This window comes from Crateriforma conspicua, assembly GCF_007752935.1.
Lineage (GTDB): Bacteria > Planctomycetota > Planctomycetia > Pirellulales > Pirellulaceae > Crateriforma > Crateriforma conspicua.
The window spans coordinates 4,087,577-4,107,547 of the sequence record NZ_CP036319.1 but is presented as its reverse complement, the minus strand read 5'-3'; the positions used below and the strand labels follow the sequence as shown (position 1 = coordinate 4,107,547).

Here is a 19,971-nt window from a genome sequence, read left to right as displayed (position 1 = left end):
GGTGGTCTCGCTTTGATGGGGTTTGGGGCGTCAATGGACAACGCAACAAGGATTTTGTTGGTCCATTTGGCCGCCCATCGTGCCCTGAGATGTGGCCGAAGAAAACCCCATCGGCGGCGCGGCCAGTGAACTGACGTGCGGCGACCGGCTGTGCCCGATCGACTTTTCCTTGGGGGGCAACGTCCCGTTGTCTGTTCAAGCACCCAATTTTCGTCGATTCTGGATGGCTGTCCTGTCATCCCGACCAACCGAAGAAGACCGCTATGCATATTCGATTCATCGCTTCCCTGCTTCTGCCGGTGATGGCCGCCAGCGCGATGGGAATCACAATCGTCCAGGCAGAACAGTGGCAGATCCCCGTGGCCGGGAACGCGTTTCCCGCCAATCCGAACACGCACGACCGGTCGTTGCGACGCGATGGTGTTTTGATCTTGCGCGATGCCGACCAAGTTCATTCGGTGTTCTTTCACGTCAGTTCCGATTCCGAGCTGAAACTATCAGTCGATGGTCGAACGCTTGGCGACAACAGCACTGTTGGGGTCATGGTCGGTGACCAGATGCTGAGCTGTGAATTGGCGACAAGTCAAAAATCTTCGGCGACAGTCGGAACGGTTCGGGCACCGTCGGGTTACATGCGAGTCGATCTGCAATTGACCGATGGTTCCGGTCCGGCACAGATCGAGCAATTGATTGTCGAAGCCGCCAGCGATGATTTGCAATTGGACTTTGTCAAGAACAACGACGGCAACATGTTTTACTGGGGACGCCGTGGTCCGTCGGTTCACCTTGCGTATCGGATTCCGCGAAACGTTGACCTGAAGTACGCCTACAGCGAAATCACGGTTCCGGTTGGCCAAGATCCCATCGGCTCGTATTTCATGGCCAATGGATTCGGCGAAGGCTACTTTGGCATGCAGGTGAACAGCGAAACTGAACGACGAGTCTTGTTTTCGGTTTGGAGTCCCTTTCGTACCGATGATCCCACCAAAATCCCGAAGGAAGATCGCGTGTTGACGCTTGCCAAGGGAACGGATGTGATTGCGAGGGACTTTGGGAACGAAGGATCGGGTGGTCAAAGCTTCCTACGCTACGCCTGGAAAGCCGGTCGAACGTATCGGTTCTTGACCGAAGTCGTGCCCGACGGTTCCGGCAACACGCGATACACGTCGTGGTTCGGCGACAAGGAAAAGAAGGAATGGAAACTAATCGCAAGTTTCCAAAGGCCGAAGACCGACAAGCACCTTTCGGGATTTCACTCGTTCCTGGAGAACTTCTCCCCCGCAATGGGACATGTTCAGCGATCTGCGCAATACGGCAATCAATGGGTCGGTGATGTTCAAGGTAACTGGCACGAAGTCACCGACGCGAAGTTCACCGGAGACAATACCGCAAGTGGAAGACACCGACTTGATTTCGCCGGCGGCATTGACGGCAAAGTCTTCTATCTAAAAAACGGTGGCTTCTTTTCGGATGCCGTCGAACTGGATCAACGTTTCCAACGGCAATCCACGCCCCGCACTCAGCCCGAAATCGACTGGCAAAACTTGCCGCGATAGTCGCCGAGGCGAGAGATGTCACGGATTCGTGTAACCTGCGAAACCGTTGTTCTGCTGGACAGCGTCAATTCGGCTTGATGATCCGCCCGGCTATCTCGGAATGACGAGTCCGATTACCGAATTGGCCGGCACCAAGATCGGTTCATCAGCGTCGTAGCGAAAGTCGAACCGATACGGCTGCACCAGATTCGGGTCTTGTTCGTTACCAAGCAGCGGGTGCCCAGCGGTCATCATCAGGCATTCCGCTTGTTCATTGGCGATGCCGGGCAAGCCCAGTTGAAGCGACTGCCAGGACGCCGATTCGCGGCTGATCAAAACCACGCCGTAACTGTCCGGCCGCTGAAAAACAACGGCTTTCACGCCGTCGCTCTGCTCGTTGTTCACCGCCAATCGTGTTTTGCCGCGGCACCATGCGTAAATGCAATGCATCGCATGTTCCGGCCGTCCGTAAAACGCAGCATCAGGATCTGCAGTGGTCGGTCCCAGGATTTGCGAGAACCAATATCCGGTGTACAAGCACCATTTGTTGGCACCGACCACCAGCGGCGATTCGATCAGCGTCCGCCACATGTCGGCAACCAAAACCGGCGAAGTCACGGATGTCATGAACTCGCGGTCCTTTGTGTTGCCCATTCCGAATTCGCTGATGATCGTCGGCAAAGTGTGCCCCAAATGCTCCTGCATGATCCGTTCGACATCATTCAGCAACGCGGGAATCCTGTCGGCACTTCGCGTGGCCGGACTGAACTGGTCCGGTCGAGCTTCCATCGTGTTCTTGTCCAGCTGAAGTCGCGGGGAATGATAGATGTGGAATTGAAACGCGTCGGCATAGCGTCCGGCCTTTGCCAAAACGGTGGCGTTCCACTCAGGCTGGCTGTATCCATTCATCACAACAGTAATGGACGGATCGCGCTCTTTCATCGCTCGAACGTACTTCGGAAAGGCTTTGGCATATTCATCGGCCGTGCAGGATCCTGTCGGATCGGGGCCGTACGATTCGTTCCCAACCTCCCAGTACTTCACGCCGTACGGCTTGGGATGCCCGTTCTGTGCTCTCAGTCGGCCAAACGTTGTGTTGACGGAACCATTGCAATACTCGACCCAATCCGCCGCCAATTGGACACGCTGCGGCGCTGTCTTCAGGTAGGAAAACACGTAAGGATGGCGGACACCTTTGGGATGCTCTTTCGGGTCAATCCGCTGCGGATGATCTTTGCAGAATGCCGTGGTGATGATCGGCGTGATGGATTCCTGTTGGCAAAATTGTAGAAACTCATCGACACCAAATCGTGCGACGCCTCGCCCGGTGCCGTCGTGATAGTTCAAGATTTCTTTGCGATGTTCCACCGGGCCGACCGTATCTTTCCAATTGAAAATGTCGGCGTTGCATCCTCCCGGATACCGCAGAAACGTGATTCCCATCGGCCGAAAAAGATCCAGGAAAGGCTGACGGAAACTTCCCTTCTGCGAATCGAAAATCTCGTTGAAGTTTTGCGTGTTGACGTTGTTGCCGAACACCAATGGCGCGACCGGGAATGTCGTTGACGGATCTGCAGTCAACGTCACCCGTGACGGAACATCAGCACCGCTGATGATTTGGGAAGTGCGCTCACGCAAACAAGCGATCTCCAACACACGGTCATTGAGTGCTTGGCCTGATCGACGTGAAAGATCCTTTTGCAATTGATCGGCGCGGGCGTCAAACGCAATGGCCAGCTTGGACGCGAAGTCCTCAGCCGCACGGGGACGCGGTCCCGACGACGCGGATGCTCCAGCTAACAAAACCTGTCTTGCGTCGGCGTTCCAATACTGTTTGGGGACATGAAGATCGTCCATCATCAGTTGAACGGTTCCGCCGGGCAGGCGTTTCACTGTCAATGAATCTGCCGTCAGCGATTCGAAGGCACGGCGTTGCTGATCTGCCAAAAAATGCTCCAGTGATGCTTGATCAACAAAACGGGGGTCCACGCGAATCTTAAGATCTGCCCACGATGCTTTGCCGGAACAGGCTTGCATCCCAATCGATACCGCGGCCCATTCCAAATCCTCTGGCATGTTGACGACGTAGCGATGCCGTTGCCAATCGAACGTGCCGAAGAAGTCGCTGAATTCGGTTCCTGAGTATTCCGGTTTTTTGGCACCCCTGGCCTTCCAGCTCAGCATGGCTTTGGCGTTGTAGTAGTGTTCCCGGCCGGTGACCACATTGTCGGCCTTACGCCAAATGTCGATCAGAACTGGCTTCCCGGCGACCTTATCGATCGGCAACCGACGCGTAAAAATGCGTGTGACTCCGGCATCGACCGTCATGCTGATCCCCGGATTGCCGTTGGGACCGATCACTCTGGTGACATGTGCTTTGTCATTTCGTACGCCCTGCCATGCGGGCAACGTCGGGTCTTCGAAGGTCTCGCGCAGGATGAGTTCACCTGGCTCTGATTCAGCCTGGGCGCTGTCTCCAATTTGAACGAAAGCCACCAACGACAACAAAGCAAGACAGAAAACGATTCCGGGACGCATCTTGGAAATTCCTTTGACGCTGGACGACGGCACCGCAGTGGTGTGTGAACCCATGCAATTCGGTCACCAAGCATCGTACCTCTGGTCCTGCTCTTCCAGCGATGCGTCAACTTGATGCAGTTTGCTTCCTGAAGTGCGACATTGGATCAATGGTGCCGCAGATTCCAACGCAGAAGCCAATCCTGCGACCGTTGTCGGCCGGCTACGGTTGGTCGGTTGGGAAAATCCAGATTGCATGACCGCTGCCCTGGCCAATGGATGCGGTGATCACATCGTCGGCGGTGACTTTCCGTGTGTGGATCGAAACTTTCAGCTTGTCGCGTGGATCTTCTGCAAAAATCTTCGCGGTAAAGTCACCGGCATCCAAAAAGTCCAAGGGAATCTGCTGCTTCGTCGCTTCGTTGACGATCGTTCCCACGAACCATTGATCACCACTGCGGCGGGCGACCGTCATGGATTCGCCCACCACGCCTTGGATGACTTTCGAATCATCCCAAGTGGTCGGCATCGCTTTCCAGAATTCCAGCTCTGGGAAAGACTTGCCCGCGTATTGATCGGCTTGATCGTACCAATGCAGATACTGCAGCGGGCTGTAAAAGACAACACCAAGGGACAATTGGAATGACCGGCTGGTCACGCGATCGTTCAAGAAACACGGTGTGTAATCACCGGCACCGGCAATCATTCGTGCAAAGGATGTGGTCAAAACGTTTTGTGGTGGATTGCGTCGATCGGCGCGTTCTTCGTTCCCCAAAATGCCTTCGACGGTCAGCAAGTGCGGGTAGGTGCGTTCGATGCCGGTCAGACGAAAATTGTCGTGAATGTCCACGACCAATTCATATTCCGCGGCCTTCTTGATACAGGAATACAGGAAACGCATGTCAGACTGGCTGCGCCAATCGACGAATCCCATCTTGACTCCGGAAAGACCCCATTGCTGATAAGTCCGAAATGTATTGTCCAAGTCATACCTGGCCATCGCGATCTTATTGATGTAACAGATGACGCCGATTCCGTGCTCGTCGGCGTATCGGATCGCTTCCGGCATATCGATGTCATCAATGACAGTTACGGGGTTCGATTTGGCGTCACGTTCCGGACCGTACCAGCCAGCGTCAAAGTGAACGTACTGGTATTGGTTGGCGGCGGCGTAATCGACGATGGCTTTCGCACCGGCGGTGGTCAGACTGCTGCGCCAAACCTTGCCAGGCCTGATCCACGAAGTGTCCTTCAACGCGCAAGGCGGCGAAAGGTTTTGCAGCAGGTAGTGGTTTTCAACCAATGTCCCCGGCTGCTCCGCCACCATCACGACACGCCAAGGCGTCGCCACGGGCAGCGGTGCATTCACCGTCGCGTGTCTGAAACGGCTGACCAATCGATTCGGCCCACTTCGATCCAACGACAGCGGAGCGTAGTTCTCCAAATCCCCCGCTTCGGCGATGGCCACAAAATGAGATTCGGTTTCGACCAGCAAAGGCCGGATAGCGTGATCGCCCATTTGCGATAAACGAACCTTGCTGTATTCCGCTTGCGGGTAATCATCCCAGTAGACGTCGTGATCACCGGTAAACTGAAATTGGGTGTTTTCAGATTGGGTGTTCAGGTCCGTCTGTTCCTGTTGATCAGGGATCGCATAGCGAAACGCCACGCCTTCGTCGTAGGCACGAAAGACCAGGTCCAACCGCCATGGACTTTGGTCGGCAACGTCATTGTCAGAGCCATCCGATTGAGATGATTGCAAGTGAACAATGCACTCATTGTAGGCATCGGGGTAACGACTCTTGGATCCAACCACCGGCTTCCAGCTGGACTGTTGGCTGTTCGTTTCGGTACTTTCAACGACATAGGGTGGTTGGAAATATCCGCCGCTGGTGTCCAGGCCCAACGATGAATTCAATATGACGGTCTGGCCTTTGTAGGTGACTTTGTAGTGTGGCGTTCCGGAAATCACAGAAAAGTGGATCGCGTGGTTTTGCGATGGCGACATCACGACGATCGAATTATTCATTAGGTTTGCCGCTTGCCCGGAAAACATCAATGTCTCCATGGCGGACGACTGCCGAGGTCGACGCCTACGTTCGCGTCGTCGCGGCGTTTCTTCGCGATCACGGTCGACGCCCGCCCGTTCATCCGGACGCGACTGCGTTTGAAAGTCTTGCCGAAGCTTGACTGCGGCCATCCGAGTGTACGGTGCATCTAGACCCAAACGGCCCTCGTAATGATTCAGGACCTTTTCGTACATCGGTCGCAAACGTCCGCGACTGTCATCGGAGATGGATTTGTAGTGATAACGACCCTCGAAGCTTCGGTAAGCCTCGTAGGGTACATCGAAACCCAAATTGTATTTGGACGTGTATTCAAAACCCGCCAGCAGTCGATGGTCCATCGCCTGATAAAGATCGATCCCTTGGTTCCAAGCGATTTCTGCGGTACAGGCAAGAAAGTCCAAGCCCATTTGAGTGTGCGCTTGGTCACGCCCGCTTTCCTGGCACTGGCCCGATGGCTTGAAGTAGTTCCCGATGGCACCATTTCCTTCGCCGTGCAGGAAATAGGTAACGCCGCGATCGAACATGGCTTGATCATCCAGATACACGCCCATCGCCAGCATGGTTTGCATCATTGATGCGTCCCAATTGCCGTTGGCTGAGGGATAGAAGTCTTTGATGATCGGGTAAAACACTTCACGCAGCATGCGCGCAAAACGTTTTTGTTCTGGTGGCGACCAGCCATCCCACGTGTGCTTCAGTAATTCCGCAGCGTTGCAAAACTCATAGCCCTCCATCCCGATCAACAAACGCGCGTCGTGGTTGGACACGGATCGCAGCGTGCTGGACCATGCGTTCAAAATCTCTGCGGACTTCTCGGCATGCAAACGATTGTCGGTCAATGTCCACAGGACGGCGTGCCGATAGGCGGCGTTTGCGTCATTGCTGAAATCGGATGAGCCGATGTTCGGTCGGTTGTACGGGCCGCGTTCCACATGGGCATGTGGTGTGGGTTTCCAATTCAGATCGGCATGCCGTGACGACCGCACGTCTTCCCATGCGTCTGCCCAAGGCTGATGGACGGACGCCAGTTTGGCTTTAACGAAGGCGATGTCGCGAGCCGTGTGGCTAATTCCAGGGTGTTTGAATTCCGCATATGACCGGGCGGGCACTGTCAAAGTGAAGCAAGTGATTGCGAAATAGACGGGTAGGCAACGATTCATTGATTTGGCGTCCGAAAACGCGTCAAGAGTCTGCGGCTGGCTTCGGCGAAAGCAATCCGCACAGCTGGATGTACGAATGATGAAATCATGATTTGTCGGCCCGGCCATGGGCGACTGATTTGGTCTGGTGTCGGTGACGATTTTATCTGGCCAATTGTCCTAGTGTGGGCTTCCTAGCGACCGTCACATAAAAACCGACAAATCACCGCAGCAGATGGGGAGCCGCATCTACAATTCCGTCTGCACCAGCTTTGCAAACAGTACACGCAACAACTGTTGTTTGCGTATCGAGTTGCCCGCCAATTGCTGCCGAACTTCGTTCACCGTCATCCACCGATGATCGGCTACCTCCGCCGGATTGCAAACGATTGACGTTTCTTCGGAAACCTTGATCAGTGCCCCGTAATACGCTTTGCCCTGCATGGGGCGGATGGAAAACTCCACATCGCGGCTGCCTTCGCGTTCGGGAATGGCTTTGCGACCCAGCCAAACCGATCGGCGAAAATGCAATTGTCTTTGCCCAATGCCAAGTTCCACGTCAAGGCACTGTGCTGTCGCCTGCTCGACGGAAACATTGGGTGGAATCCCCTCTTGCGGTGGCATCCAAGTGCCTCGCCCCGCAGCCGGTTGGACCATCAGATAAACATCCCGTTGCAGCGACTGGATCAGGCAAATGACCACGGGGCGATAACCCAACAACCGCTCGCGTGTCGGGCGGTCATAAGCCAGTTTTCCGGCCACCTTGATCCAATCCAGCATGGTCTTCCTTTACTTCAAAGATTGCCGCAGCGTGGGGGTTTCGATGTGGAGCACGACCAAAAACGTTTGGCGGTCATTACGAGGAAACCCAGCAAAACTTCTTCGATGACAATTCGGACTCTCCGTCCCATCGGTACGCCACCAGCTTTCCACCTTTGGCGACACTGTAGTCGGTGCATGCCACGTTACTGGCCAAGGGATTGGGTGTACCGGTTAGCCAGTAATGTCCCATAAACACCGGCGCAGCATCGGGCGGGTACCCAAACGGGCAATGCACATCCGCGGAATCGATTGTGACGTCGGGAACGTCGTCGGAACCTAGGTGGAAATCGCGACAGGTTTGACCCGTGAACGCCTCGTACCACTTCACTCGGACGGTGTTCCGTTTCTGGCCGGACTTGTCCACGATGTGACGACCCGCCGGCAGGGCCAATTCCGGGCCCTTCAACACGTTCTCGATTGCGGCGTGCAGGTCTCTGGAAGGACGCATCGCTTCGGACAAAAACTCAACCGTGAACCTCCCGAACGTCTGGAGCGAATGTCGGATGATTTCGATCTGCGATGCTTGCCAAGCCGCATGCACCACACGAACTCCATCGATCTCGATAGCCACAGGAAGCGTTGAAAACCAGGCGACCGCGTCGGACAACTCGTTGGCGGACAACTGATCCAAAGTGGACTTGTGTTGATGGCAATTTTTCGATGAACGTTCGCGAAACCAGCGATTGTTTGTGCCTGGGATGCAAGTGTGGAATGCGATGGCATTGAATTCGTGGTTGCCCATCACCGCCAGTCCGTCGCCGGCGTCGATTGTCGCACGCACAATCCGCAGTACATCGGCGATGGCCGGACCGCGATCGATGAAGTCGCCGACGAAAAGTACGGTACGATCGCGGTGACGAAAACCATCACCGTGTCGGTGGTATCCAAGTTCCGTCAACAGGCGGCGTAACGCATCGGCGTGTCCGTGAATGTCACCGATGATGTCAAAGTGCTTGGACAACGAAAATCCATTTTCTGTCGAACTCGATATCAGCCGCCGCACCGGCGAACTCATTTCACCTGAAACTCAAGACCACTTTCGTCCACGCAGCATATTCGAATCGTTTTGACGTTGCGAGACGAAGACGCAAGTCCGGCGAATCAAGAAATGCGTTGGCTGCGGAACGGCGGCGTATCGGTTGTGCACATACCGACAATTGTGTTTCGCTGTCTGTTCGCAGGTGGACAATGGATGCGCTGAGGCCTATGCGGACAGTCGTTTTGCGTCGGGTTACTGAACTTGTAGAGTCCTGTCCGCCCACTCAGTGCCGAAAATCTGCCGCGGAAAACTTCCGTGGGCACGGGCGACGGACTCTGGCACACCGCTTGCGACGTTTTACCTTCGACTCTCCCTTCGAAAGCTGGTTTTCTTCCCGCTGAACCGTGGGATCGAAACGATAGGATGAACGTGAAAGACGGCATGCCAACGGTACTGAACGAAATTCAGACGGAATTCGAGACGATCAATCGTGGCTACAACGATGTTTTCCGCTCCGGCCGACTGAGTCTTGGTTTGGTCGTGCCGATCGAAAACCACGGCGCAGCGTCTGTGCCCCAGATGCACCGCCACATCGAACGTGTGCGGCTTGCGGAATCGCTGGGGTTCGCGGCAATCTGGCTGCGGGACGTTCCCTTCAATGTGCCCTCGTTCGGTGATGCGGGACAGAACTATGACCCCTTCGTGTACCTGGGCCTGCTGGCGGGAGCCACGGATCGGATTGCGTTGGGCGTTGCCAGCGTGATTCTGCCGCTTCGACATCCGGCGCACGTGGCCAAAGCTGGGGCGACCGCCGATGTGCTTTCCGGTGGACGTCTGATCTTGGGCATCGCATCGGGCGACCGCCCCGAAGAATACCCAGCATTGAATATGCCGTTTGCGGATCGGGGCGCCAGGTTTCGTGAAAGCTTTGCCTACATCCGTCAAATGAGCGATCGTTATCCGCGATTCGACAATCACTTTGGTCGTTCGCTTGGCAACATGGACATGCTTCCCAAGCCGACCGCGGGAAAGCTACCCATGTTGATTACCGGTGGAAGTCAACAGAGTTCCGAATGGTTGATGCGAAATGGTGACGGTTGGATGACCTATCCCCGTTCGGCCAGTGCGATGGCACACGCAATCGATCAGTGGCGTCAAGGTCTTCGGGATTCCGGGCGTCCCAATCAGCCGGTCATGCAGCCGTTGTATATCGACTTGGCCGAAGACCCCGATGCGGAGCCGCGGGCGATTCATTTGGGCTTCCGATTAGGAGTCAATGCCTTGCTCGATTACCTACGAAAACGCCAAGCGATGGGCGTGAACCACGTCGCCTTGAATCTGCGTTTCAACCAAGCCGACGTCGAAACAACGCTGTCGCGTTTGGCCGATGATGTCTTGCCCGAATTCTCGGAACGGTCCAAACCATCTGGCCACTGAATTCGATCGGGGTGTCACGCCTTCGTGCAGGTCGGCCTACACCAAGCTTTCAAATTTATACTTTCCATTCACATCGAAGCCTCAGAAAATCTTATGACATTCAATGCGATCGTCGTTGAACAGTCCGGTGAAGATAGCGTCAGTGCTTCCGTCCAAGCCTTGACCGAAGATCAGTTGCCCGAAGGCAATGTGACCGTTCGCGTGGACTATTCGACCGTCAATTACAAGGACGGGCTTTGCATGAGGCCCAAGAACGGTCTGGTTCGGCAGTATCCCCATGTGCCGGGCGTTGACTTTGCGGGGACCGTGCAGACATCCAGCGATTCACGATACAAGCCTGGCGATCAAGTCGTCTTGACGGGATGGCGCGTTGGTGAAATCCATTGGGGCGGTCTGTCGCAAAAGGCCCGCGTCAACGCCGATTGGTTGGTGCCGTTGCCGGATGGATTATCGACGAAGCAAGCCATGGCCGTGGGTACCGCCGGGATCGCCGCCATGCTGGCCGTCAATGCATTGGAAGACCATGGGATGACCCCCAACCAGGGACCCGTTTTGGTCACCGGTGCCGCCGGCGGCGTCGGGTCCATTGCCACGACGATCCTGGGTCATCTCGGTTACGAAGTCGCCGCGGTGACGGGCCGGCCGGAAACCGCCGACTATCTTCTTTCGTTGGGGGCAAGTCGCATTGTCGAACGAAACGAATTGGACCACGTGACCAAGCGGCCATTGGAATCGGAGACTTGGGCGGGGTGCGTCGACGCGGTCGGTGGTGAAATGCTGGCCCGCATCTTGGGGCAGTTGAAATACGGCGCTTCGGTCGCCGCAGTCGGGCTAGCCGGTGGCGCGAAGCTGCCCGCCAGTGTGATTCCGTTCTTGCTTCGTGGTGTCAACCTTTTGGGAATCGACAGTGTGATGCAACCGTTTGATGCCCGGATGCGAGCTTGGCAGCGAATTGCTAAAGATTTGCCAATGGACAAAGTGCAAACGACCATTCGGCTGGCAACTCTGGCGGATGTTCCCCAACTGGGCGAAGACATTCTTGACGGACAAGTCAAAGGACGTGTCGTGGTCGATGTGAACGCTTAAGCAGACGCACAGAACTCATGCGACAAATGGCAACCCGACGCGTAAGTTTCGAAGTTGCGTATTTACCCGAGGCATCGTGTTTTTGGTAACCCGAAGCGTGCGTGAGGCGAGGTCAACATCATTCTCTCCTCGCTTACGCGTCGAGTTACCCGAAAAACGCAACTTCAACAATGACGCCCCTGGTTGACTCACGACATCGTTCTGTGATCAGCAACGGGATGGCGGTTTTGGCCGTTCGCATTTGTTTGCTTCAGAGCCACAGCAGCCACTCGGTGACGCTTGCAGATGGTCGGGGCTCACCGCAGAATTCGTCGGGCATTCTGAATCGGTCGCGGCGTCTCGCTGGGAAAGATCGAACTCGTCAGGCGCGATCATCGTCGTATCCAACGCTTCGAAGTTTCGTTCAGCACTCTTCTACCTAAGCAGAACAGCACCCAACTCCGGTAGCGGTGCATCCACTCTCCCCCGAAAAGAGTCCGGATTAAACGCTCACAGAGGGTGCCAGCGCAGCCGGGGCGTGTCAGGATCGCTTGCCAACGATCTCGACCGACTTGCCACCGAAGCTCGAATGCAAAGACGGACGCAACGCAGCACGCCGACACAACGCAGCACTCAAAACGGCTCACTCGCCTTCTGCGATTGGCCAACCTGCCGTTGGCCTCAACGACAGCGCTCTCATCTTTGGCGAGTGCCACTCGAAGACCTAAAAGACCCCCGTCCCCTTTGATCTTCCCGTCCCCTTTGATCTTCCCCCAGAACTGGCTGGACGCGATCAAAACGCGAACTCGCCCCAATGCCGAAGTCGAAATCGGGCATAAAACTTCAACGGTGTACCATCGGATTGGCATCACGCGACAACTCAACTGCCCCCTGCGTTGGGATCCCGTTGCCGAGAGATTCTCGGACGATGAAGAAGCCAGCGCTCTGCTGGAATTGCCCCGTCGTCAGGGTTGGGAACTGCCAACACTTTCTTGAAGCGAGACTTCTGCGGACTGAATCGTAGGACGCTCCCAGGAGTTGCGGATTTCTCCGCGGAGTTCCATCGGCAGGCTAATTGGACTTAGATTCAAGATCGTCGCCAATGTGATCGTCAACGTGATGGCCAACGCCGCCGCTAGTTCGCGTTTCATGTTGACTTGCAGCTTTGACCTGCGCTTGATGTAACCGACCAAGCGCGACCAGTTCATGAACAGGTGGATGATCGACAAGACCGTAAAGGCAACGCTGGCATTGATGTGAAGTGAGATCCATTGTTGCCGGCTCAGTCCCAGCACGGCCCAATCATTCCAATTGGCGAATCGCCCGCGCGGGGCGATGAATAAAACAAACCCTGTCAGCAACAGTCCCACCAAGCCGATCATCATTAACATCGACGTGAAGCCTCGCAAGCTGAACGGCCGATCGACCGCCGAGTTGGCCTTGGCTCTGGTCGAACGATTAGAGGGGAGGCTTCCAGTCGAAGCAGGTACAGACGGACCTAATGGTGTGGCTGCGGTTGACATGATTTGCTTTCGTCTTGGTGGTTGGCGTGCGGGATGAGGTCGGCGTTTCCAATAGGGATCAATCAACGTCCTTCGGCTGAACCGCCGATTCCTCCGATTGGGTCTCGGTGTCGATTCGCGCGAGCTCGCGTCCCCAACCACGTCCGAGTCCCATACCGAGACCCAACCCAGGACCGTGGCCGTGTTCGTGACTGTCGACGATGTCATCATTGGCTTCGTGTTCTCCCCGATCACCACACGCACCGTGGTCGCCATGTTCACCGCTGCAGACGCCGGCGGAGTGTCCATGTTGCGATTTGCTGGATAGGGCCGCATCGCCAGAGCACGAGCTCCCGCCGCTGCATCGACCGCCGCTGTGGTCTTGATGAGTTTCCACGATCGCGTTGACTTCATGTCGCGGTCGATTTCCGGCTTGCCCTTGGCCCTGGCGACCGCTTCCGCGAGACACAAGCGTTTCTGCCGGTCGACGACCGCGACCTTGACGAGCCTGTCCCCGACCATTTTGCCCGCGTCCTTGTCCGTTCTTGAGACCACGTTGGCCGCGACCCTGACCGCCATGTCCTTGATGCGACGCGACCTGCGTTCCGGCTGATTGCGAAGGTTCGCATTGGCCATCGCAGCCACCCGATGATGAGTTCTGACCGTGGCCGCCACATCCACCGCGATCCGCGTGGCCCGCGCCACCGCAACTTTGGTGTCCTCCGCCGTGATGGTCACTCTGACTGCTCACCAGACCGACGGCCCGTGCATCTTCCAGACCGACGGTCGGTCCATACTTTGGCCAAAGCGCCCCAACGGCGATTCCGAGTGCCAGAGCGATTCCGAAACCGATGGAGAATTGACTGTTCATGAGATTTCCCTGCGTTGCAAAGTCCAAAAGAGTGATGGGTGATCGCGGCTTCGAAATGAAACATCCGCGGTGCCGTCATGCCCACCGACGATTGCAAGCGGGGCGCCATTGATGCCCACACGGCCCATGTTGTTCGGATCCCTGCCCGTAAGTACAAACTCTGTAAGGTTTTACTAGTTCGATATTTTTGGATCTATTGTCACGTGATCCACCGCGAGCTGAGCAAGACTCGACACGTCGTCAGAGCGGAGGTGTGAAAAGTCTTCACACCCGAATGACGGTCACTCCGAATCGATCATCCGATGAAGCAACTTGATGACCAAAAATTTTCGTAGCAGTTGGATCGTGCTGACGCTCGTTTGGTTGGCATTTTTGCTTTGGCAATTTTTCTCGTGGCGTCACGAACGCGGGTTGATCGAGGAAACCGTCCACCAACAGGCTCAATCGGTTGCCAGTGCGCTGACTGGCGGAATTCGTTCGCACCGACGATTGGGCCGGTTCGTCCAGTTTCAACTCAGTGTCATCCTGGACGCACTGGCGTCGACTCCCGACGTGCTGGCGGTGGAGATCCTGAACGCCGAGAGGGAAACACTCGTCGGTGCAGGAGAGGTGGAAAGATTGCACTCGGATGAACCATTGATTCCCGGCGGATCCTGGCAACCGTCTGGGTATCGCCTGGTCGAACGAGTGACCATTGAACCCTCAACGGCCGCCGAGCCAGGGGATTCCTTCGGTCCCGGCCTTGGCGGTTTTCGCCAGGGGCGTGGGGGATTCTGGGCAGAGCGTGTCGAAGATGAAAACGAATCCTTTGATTTGCTTCGTCGCGAAGGCGGGCAAATCGTGGCCGTGCTATTGCTTGATCGCACGCGAGCCGATGCGCTGCAGACCGGTGCGATTTGGTCGCACTGCATCACGTCGGTCGCCGGCGGTTTAGTGCTACTGGGACTGGGCCTCGCGTTGCGTGGCAATCTAAAGCTGATTGCAGAGCGGAATCGTTCCGAACTGCTTCGGTTGGAAGCACAGCATTACCGCGACATGGGACAGTCCGCAGCCGGCTTGGCCCATGAAACCCGAAACCCGCTGGGCACCATCCGCGGCTGGGCAGAACGACTCGCATCGACGGATAATGACAGCGAAACTCGCAAGCGGCAAGCAAGCTTACTGGTGGAAGAATGCGATCGCGTGACCGCCAGAATCAATGAGTTTTTGACCTTCACCAAACCCTATCAGCCGAAACCAGAGTGTGTTGATTTTCGCGATTTGATTGCGGAACTTGCCATGCTGTTGGAGCCGGATCTGGAATCGAAATCACTCAATCTGGTGTGTTCCAACAATGCGACGTCGACGTGGATTCGTGCCGATCGCGAACTGTTGCGTCAAGCACTGTTCAATCTTGTGCAAAATGCGATTCACGCCTCACCGAATGGCCGTGACGTCGAGATTCGTCAGGTCAGTGCAGCAAATGGCAAGTGCCGGATCGAAGTCGCTGATCGTGGCTCGGGTGTGACCGCCGATCAAGCACCATCGCTGTTCACTCCTTACTTCACCACACGGTCATTGGGCACCGGCTTAGGTTTGGCCATCGTACGAAAGATCGCAGTGACCCAAGGTTGGTCTGCGACCTATCGCGACCGCGACGGTGAAGGATCCGTTTTTGCACTGGAGGGCGTTGAGTATGCCGAATGAAAAGACGCTCTTGATCGTCGACGACGAAGCTTCGCAGCGTGAACTGTTGGCGGGCTTTTTGACGGATTGTGGCTTTGCAACCCGCTTGGCCGACTCGGGGGAAGAAGCCCTCAAGATCGTTACGAACTCGCCACCGGATCTTGTCTTGCTGGACGTTCGCTTGCCGGGGATCAGCGGCATCGAGGCGCTTGGCAAGATCCGTGAGACCTCTCCGACTCTTCCCGTGCTGTTGATTACCGCCCATGCCGATGTGCACCAAGCCGTTGATTCCATCAAACGGGGCGCAGACGATTATCTGGCCAAGCCAATTGACCTGGAAGAGCTTCGAACGGCGATTTCTGATTTACTGGCGCAGCCCACGGCGCACCCAGGCGACCTTCCGCCACTTCCAGACAACATTGTCGCTGCCAGCGGGGCGATGAAATCCGTTTTGCAAACGGTTGCCGCTGTCGCGGTATCCGACGCGCCGATTTTGATTACTGGTGAGAGCGGTTCCGGGAAAGAGGTCATCGCCGATTTGCTGCATCGGTGGAGCGACCGTGCATCGGGGCCACTGGTCATCGCCAACTGTGGTGCGCTGACGGAAACGTTGACCGAGAGCGAGTTGTTCGGGCACGCCTCGGGTGCATTCACTGGTGCATCCCATGCTCGCGAGGGCTACTTTCGCTCGGCCGATGGTGGCACGTTGTTCCTGGACGAAATCGGTGAGCTTCCGCTGTCGCTGCAACCCAAGCTGCTGCGAGTCTTGGAATCAGGACACATGCAACCGGTCGGCAGCGATCAGTCGGTCAACGTCGATGTCCGCTTGGTCGCCGCAACGCATCGCGACCTTGAATCGGCCGTGCAGAAGAGCGAGTTTCGAGAAGACTTGTTCTACCGAATCAACGTGGTGGAGTTGCGTGTCCCGCCGTTGCGAGATCGACGCGATGATATCGCTCCACTGGCAAAAGCATTCGCCAGTGGTTTCGCCCACCGACCCGTGCGATTGTCACCGCAAACGACGCAGTGCCTGCTGAGCTATTCGTGGCCCGGCAATGTACGCGAATTGCGAAACGCAATTCAGCGTGCTTGTCTATTGTGCCGCGGCGACCTGGTCATGCCTCAACACCTTCCCCCGAAAATTGCGAAGCCGCACGCATCGGAATCCGATCCCAGTGACGGTCAGCGGCTTTCGCAAGTCGAACGCGCGACGATTTTGGCGACGTTGGATGAGTGCCAAGGGAATCGGACTCGCGCCGCAGAAAAGCTGGGTATCAGCCGCCGCGGGCTGATCAACAAACTCCGGTCCATCGAAAAAGAACATTGACAGGATGTTTGATGCTGAATGCGGCATCGGTGGGTGTGAAATCACCCAACCCTGTGAGGAACTTCCTGATCGCTTTGCCAGCTTTCCGATGAATCATGAGCGGGATCTCTGTATTCCAAAACGTCACCCGTCCAGTGCATTCGCGCAAATGGCGACGCAGTGTCGCAAGAACAGCGAATCATGCGGAGGATCCGAACGGTCGTGATAGTTGAATTGAATCCGGCGTCCTCAATCGAGGAGAGACAACGAATAGGTTAGGCCTTACGTGCTGATGCGATAGCGAGATTTTGCAGGTGGATATTTCAATGCTTTGAGTATTCTGCCCCGTCCTAGGCACTGTTTATCAATTCAAGACGAAGGCCAGTGAAAACGGTAACCCGACGCGTCAGCGAGGGATTCTTGATGAATGAATAACTTCGGCCCCTCGCTGACGCTTCGGGTTACCAATTGATAAACAGTGCCTAGTTCTGACGGTCGTCGTCGCAAAAAGTTTTGGGCTAGAACAGTCTTCGACGCCGAGTTTCGGCTCGGTCGAAGTTATTGTCGAAAATTGTGTTCTTGACTGACTGAAAAGGTGGCGCGTCCTGCTGAAATCGCAACATCTCAGCGGCTCGAAGTGGGCAAGGAAGTACGCCCATGACCAAGACTAAAACAGACCAACATACCGTTCTATTGGACCAGGATTAGGATCCGGAAGTCCTTGCCTTTCGAGCTCAGTTCGACCAGAAAAATCCGCTCGATGAGATTGTCCGGGAGGGAGCCAGACGCATGCTCCGAGAACAGAATTCTTGGCGCGAGCCAACACTCGCTCTTGACAAGAACTAAGACAGCCGATGGCGCCTTTCCGTGTCCATCACTGCTCAGGGGCGTCCGCTCTGGTAAAGCGATTGAATTTCTGCCTGCGATAACGCAGCGTCGAACAGGGTCAACTCGTCGATTTTGCCGTTGAAGTTGCGGATCTTTTGAGGGCTGTACTCCATCGGCGTACCCCAGTTTCCGATCTCGGTTTCCCCGAAACGCAGCTTGAAGTTCTCCGTTTGGATCGGCGATGATCCGACGCGGCTTCCGTTGATAAAGTGGCTCACCTTCCGAGCCCGGCTGTCGTACACCGTTGCCAAGTGCGTCCAGCGTCCCAGGTGCTTGATGTTAAGAATCGGTTTCGAGTCGTAGGCGACGTGGCCATCGGGAGTTTTGACACCCAACAGCAGCCGTCCATCGTCACGCATTTGCCAGTGCGCTTCACCAACTTCATAGCCGTTGGTCAGCATCAAGGCGATGAAAGGACGGTCGAGGCCGTCGATTCGGACCCATGCCGAGTAAGTCAGGGAATCGTATTGGCCAGGAATCTGCAAACGAATTCGGTCACCGGGGTGCTTGAATTCCAACGCGTCCTTGCCGGGCCAGCGACCTTCGGTCCAGCGGCAACCGATGATTGCACCATCACGCTTTCCACGTTGGGTAAGATGGCTTTGCAACATGCGCCCCGAAGGCTCTTCTTTGGCAAAGCCGTAATGCAGGATCACTCTTGGGTCATTCGACTTTTGCGATTGGCCAACCTGCCATTGCCTCAGTCGAGCGGCGTCTCGCATGCCTGATAGTTCGGAAAGCTTTGAGGTGGAAACAAAGTCGACCGCAGCATCCTGCGACTGAACAATCTCGCCATCGGCCTCAATGACGGCGCTCTCGTTTTCGCCAAATTCCAATCGCGTTGCCAACGCACGATGCGTGCCCGACTTGTACAGTTCAACCTTGCCGTCGAATACATGAACCGATGCACTGCCATCGCTGGCCACATCCATTCCAAACTCCGTGCCCAGATCCACTAGCTCCACATTGGGCGAAAGCACGGTGAATCCCTCCGCTTGCGGTGGAACACGAGCCCGCAGTCGTCCACGATGACAAATCAGACGGTCGGCACTGATGAATTCCAATTCCGCCGGGCCTTCCACCACCAGCACTGCTCCGCGATAGAATTCAAGTTGAATGAGCCCCGATTCCAACGTGACCTTGCCGGGCGAAACACTGGATCCCACGGTCAGTTGGGTTTGACCGGACCAACGCGCGTCGTAGCTTTGCGTGACGACGGCAACGCCTTCGTCCAGCAGTTCAGTGGCAAGCGATTCGGCTTGCCTGTCCGGGACGCCGGGCCAAAACACGATCAACAGAATTGCGGCACAAATCGCCAGCGCCATCGCAACAGCCTGCCGATTCCATGGATTGGTTTGTTTCCTCGCAATTTTTGGCGACGCGAAAGGTGTTGCAGCCGAACCGCCGGACGGAGCGTCATCGCTAAGCATCGCGGTCAATTGCATCAGCTCCGCGAATCGTCGACGCGCCCCGGGTTTGGAATCCAACAAGTGTTGCAATTCAGCGGACTGATCATCCGATAAATCGTCTTCGCGGAGCGATCCGACAAGTTCATCGAATCGATTCCAATCACCAGCGGACTGACTCATTGCACGCCCTCGGTTCGAAGTGTTTCATTGATGCAATCAAGTAGCATCGATTGAATTCGATTCAGCCTCTTGTAAATCGCGACGCGGCTTCGTCCCAGTTGATCGGCAATGGACGTGACGCTTTGCGCCATTTCGAATCTTGCGGTCAGCAACTCGCGTCCCGACGGATCGACCTTTTGCAAACACCGTTGCATCGCTTCGTGTCTTGCATCGGCCTCACAACTGACCGCGACCGCTTCGTCGGCCAGCAACGAGAATTGCTGATCGTCCAGCGGAAGTGGGACAGACTTCTGTTTTCGTCTCCAGTTCAATATCGTCAATCGAGAAACGGCCATTCCCCACGCGGCGAAGTCGGTGCCGCGTTCAAACTTGTCAAACTTTTGCCACAGCAAAGCGCTGACATCCTGAAGAATGTCTTCGGCAGCGGCACGGTCGTGGACCAGCGTAAGAATGAATCCATAGATGCGCCGCTGATTGGCAACCAACAGGCGAGAGAACACTTGGACCGTTTCGTCATCGCTTTCTGAGTTCATTGTTCTCTGGACTTTTCGATTCTTCCGATTTCACTGTCCGAAGCATTCCCTGGT

General features: G+C 55.8%; 13 protein-coding genes and 1 pseudogene. 7 read left to right on the top strand and 7 right to left on the bottom strand.

The annotated features are described in order from the left end of the window. Window positions 1–263 precede the first annotated feature (263 nt). Entirely contained in the window at window positions 264–1,556 is a 1,293-nt protein-coding gene (locus tag Mal65_RS14995; RefSeq protein WP_196784190.1) for a DUF3472 domain-containing protein, read from the top strand. A gap of 90 nt (window positions 1,557–1,646) precedes the next feature. Here Mal65_RS14995 and Mal65_RS14990 read toward each other — a convergent pair whose 3' ends face one another. The 4 genes from Mal65_RS14990 to Mal65_RS14970 form a co-directional block, all read right to left on the bottom strand. After that, on the bottom strand, window positions 1,647–4,073 hold the full coding sequence (locus tag Mal65_RS14990; RefSeq protein WP_165701294.1) for an alpha-L-arabinofuranosidase family protein: 2,427 nt from the start codon (window positions 4,071–4,073) through the stop codon (window positions 1,647–1,649). A gap of 202 nt (window positions 4,074–4,275) precedes the next feature. After that, window positions 4,276–7,281: a glycoside hydrolase family 97 N-terminal domain-containing protein gene (locus Mal65_RS27000; RefSeq protein ID WP_196784189.1), complete on the bottom strand. Its 3,006-nt coding sequence runs from the start codon at window positions 7,279–7,281 to the stop codon at window positions 4,276–4,278. A 228-nt stretch (window positions 7,282–7,509) separates the two neighbouring features. Then, window positions 7,510–8,040, bottom strand: a complete 531-nt coding sequence (locus Mal65_RS14975) for an NUDIX domain-containing protein (protein WP_145299144.1) — start codon at window positions 8,038–8,040, stop codon at window positions 7,510–7,512. Window positions 8,041–8,116: 76 nt separating this feature from the next. Continuing rightward, window positions 8,117–9,043, bottom strand: coding sequence for a metallophosphoesterase (locus Mal65_RS14970; RefSeq protein ID WP_145299140.1), 927 nt, complete (start codon window positions 9,041–9,043; stop codon window positions 8,117–8,119). Window positions 9,044–9,484: 441 nt separating this feature from the next. Here Mal65_RS14970 and Mal65_RS14965 point away from each other — a divergent pair, with 441 nt between their 5' ends. The 3 genes from Mal65_RS14965 to Mal65_RS27520 all read left to right on the top strand — a co-directional run bounded on the left by Mal65_RS14965 (window position 9,485) and on the right by Mal65_RS27520 (window position 12,559). Further along, a complete protein-coding gene (locus Mal65_RS14965; protein ID WP_196784188.1) occupies window positions 9,485–10,498 on the top strand; it encodes an LLM class oxidoreductase in 1,014 nt (337 codons plus the stop codon). 93 nt (window positions 10,499–10,591) lie between these two features. Continuing rightward, window positions 10,592–11,584: an MDR family oxidoreductase gene (locus Mal65_RS14960; RefSeq protein WP_145299137.1), complete on the top strand. Its 993-nt coding sequence runs from the start codon at window positions 10,592–10,594 to the stop codon at window positions 11,582–11,584. A 498-nt stretch (window positions 11,585–12,082) separates the two neighbouring features. After that, on the top strand, window positions 12,083–12,559 hold the full coding sequence (locus Mal65_RS27520) for a hypothetical protein (protein ID WP_390621922.1): 477 nt from the start codon (window positions 12,083–12,085) through the stop codon (window positions 12,557–12,559). On the opposite strand, the gene Mal65_RS26535 is transcribed toward Mal65_RS27520, so the two are convergent. Then, the gene (locus tag Mal65_RS26535) at window positions 12,529–13,086 is read right to left on the bottom strand and encodes a DUF4405 domain-containing protein (RefSeq protein ID WP_165701293.1); all 558 of its coding nucleotides are present in this window, start codon (window positions 13,084–13,086) and stop codon (window positions 12,529–12,531) included. The two genes, Mal65_RS27520 and Mal65_RS26535, sit on opposite strands and share 31 nt — an antisense overlap. Window positions 13,087–14,251: 1,165 nt before the next feature. On the opposite strand from Mal65_RS26535, the gene Mal65_RS14950 reads away from it, so the two are divergent. The 3 genes and pseudogenes from Mal65_RS14950 to Mal65_RS27595 form a co-directional block, all read left to right on the top strand. After that, a complete protein-coding gene (locus Mal65_RS14950) occupies window positions 14,252–15,622 on the top strand; it encodes a sensor histidine kinase (protein ID WP_145299131.1) in 1,371 nt (456 codons plus the stop codon). Next, a complete protein-coding gene (locus Mal65_RS14945) occupies window positions 15,612–16,928 on the top strand; it encodes a sigma-54-dependent transcriptional regulator (RefSeq protein ID WP_145299128.1) in 1,317 nt (438 codons plus the stop codon). Before Mal65_RS14950 ends, Mal65_RS14945 begins: the two co-directional genes overlap by 11 nt. Window positions 16,929–17,564: 636 nt before the next feature. Continuing rightward, window positions 17,565–17,705: pseudogene (locus Mal65_RS27595) on the top strand (IS256 family transposase); the annotation flags it as partial. Between the two features lie 83 nt (window positions 17,706–17,788). On the opposite strand, the gene Mal65_RS14940 reads toward Mal65_RS27595, so the two are convergent. Both Mal65_RS14940 and Mal65_RS14935 read right to left on the bottom strand, forming a co-directional pair. Then, the gene (locus Mal65_RS14940) at window positions 17,789–19,384 is read right to left on the bottom strand and encodes a LamG-like jellyroll fold domain-containing protein (protein WP_145299126.1); all 1,596 of its coding nucleotides are present in this window, start codon (window positions 19,382–19,384) and stop codon (window positions 17,789–17,791) included. Next, window positions 19,381–19,917, bottom strand: coding sequence for a sigma-70 family RNA polymerase sigma factor (locus tag Mal65_RS14935; RefSeq protein WP_145299122.1), 537 nt, complete (start codon window positions 19,915–19,917; stop codon window positions 19,381–19,383). Before Mal65_RS14935 ends, Mal65_RS14940 begins: the two co-directional genes overlap by 4 nt. Window positions 19,918–19,971: the final 54 nt, after the last annotated feature.

Excerpts from the sequence above, each read along its gene's own strand:
- Mal65_RS14995 (WP_196784190.1), top strand. The coding sequence starts at position 264 with ATGCATATTCGATTCATCGCTTCCCTGCTTCTGCCGGTGATGGCCGCC.
- Mal65_RS14990 (WP_165701294.1), bottom strand. The coding sequence starts at position 4,073 with ATGCGTCCCGGAATCGTTTTCTGTCTTGCTTTGTTGTCGTTGGTGGCT.
- Mal65_RS27000 (WP_196784189.1), bottom strand. The coding sequence starts at position 7,281 with ATGAATCGTTGCCTACCCGTCTATTTCGCAATCACTTGCTTCACTTTG.
- Mal65_RS14975 (WP_145299144.1), bottom strand. The coding sequence starts at position 8,040 with ATGCTGGATTGGATCAAGGTGGCCGGAAAACTGGCTTATGACCGCCCG.
- Mal65_RS14965 (WP_196784188.1), top strand. The coding sequence starts at position 9,485 with ATGAACGTGAAAGACGGCATGCCAACGGTACTGAACGAAATTCAGACG.
- Mal65_RS14960 (WP_145299137.1), top strand. The coding sequence starts at position 10,592 with ATGACATTCAATGCGATCGTCGTTGAACAGTCCGGTGAAGATAGCGTC.
- Mal65_RS26535 (WP_165701293.1), bottom strand. The coding sequence starts at position 13,086 with ATGTCAACCGCAGCCACACCATTAGGTCCGTCTGTACCTGCTTCGACT.
- Mal65_RS14950 (WP_145299131.1), top strand. The coding sequence starts at position 14,252 with ATGACCAAAAATTTTCGTAGCAGTTGGATCGTGCTGACGCTCGTTTGG.
- Mal65_RS14945 (WP_145299128.1), top strand. The coding sequence starts at position 15,612 with ATGCCGAATGAAAAGACGCTCTTGATCGTCGACGACGAAGCTTCGCAG.
- Mal65_RS14940 (WP_145299126.1), bottom strand. The coding sequence starts at position 19,384 with ATGAGTCAGTCCGCTGGTGATTGGAATCGATTCGATGAACTTGTCGGA.
- Mal65_RS14935 (WP_145299122.1), bottom strand. The coding sequence starts at position 19,917 with ATGAACTCAGAAAGCGATGACGAAACGGTCCAAGTGTTCTCTCGCCTG.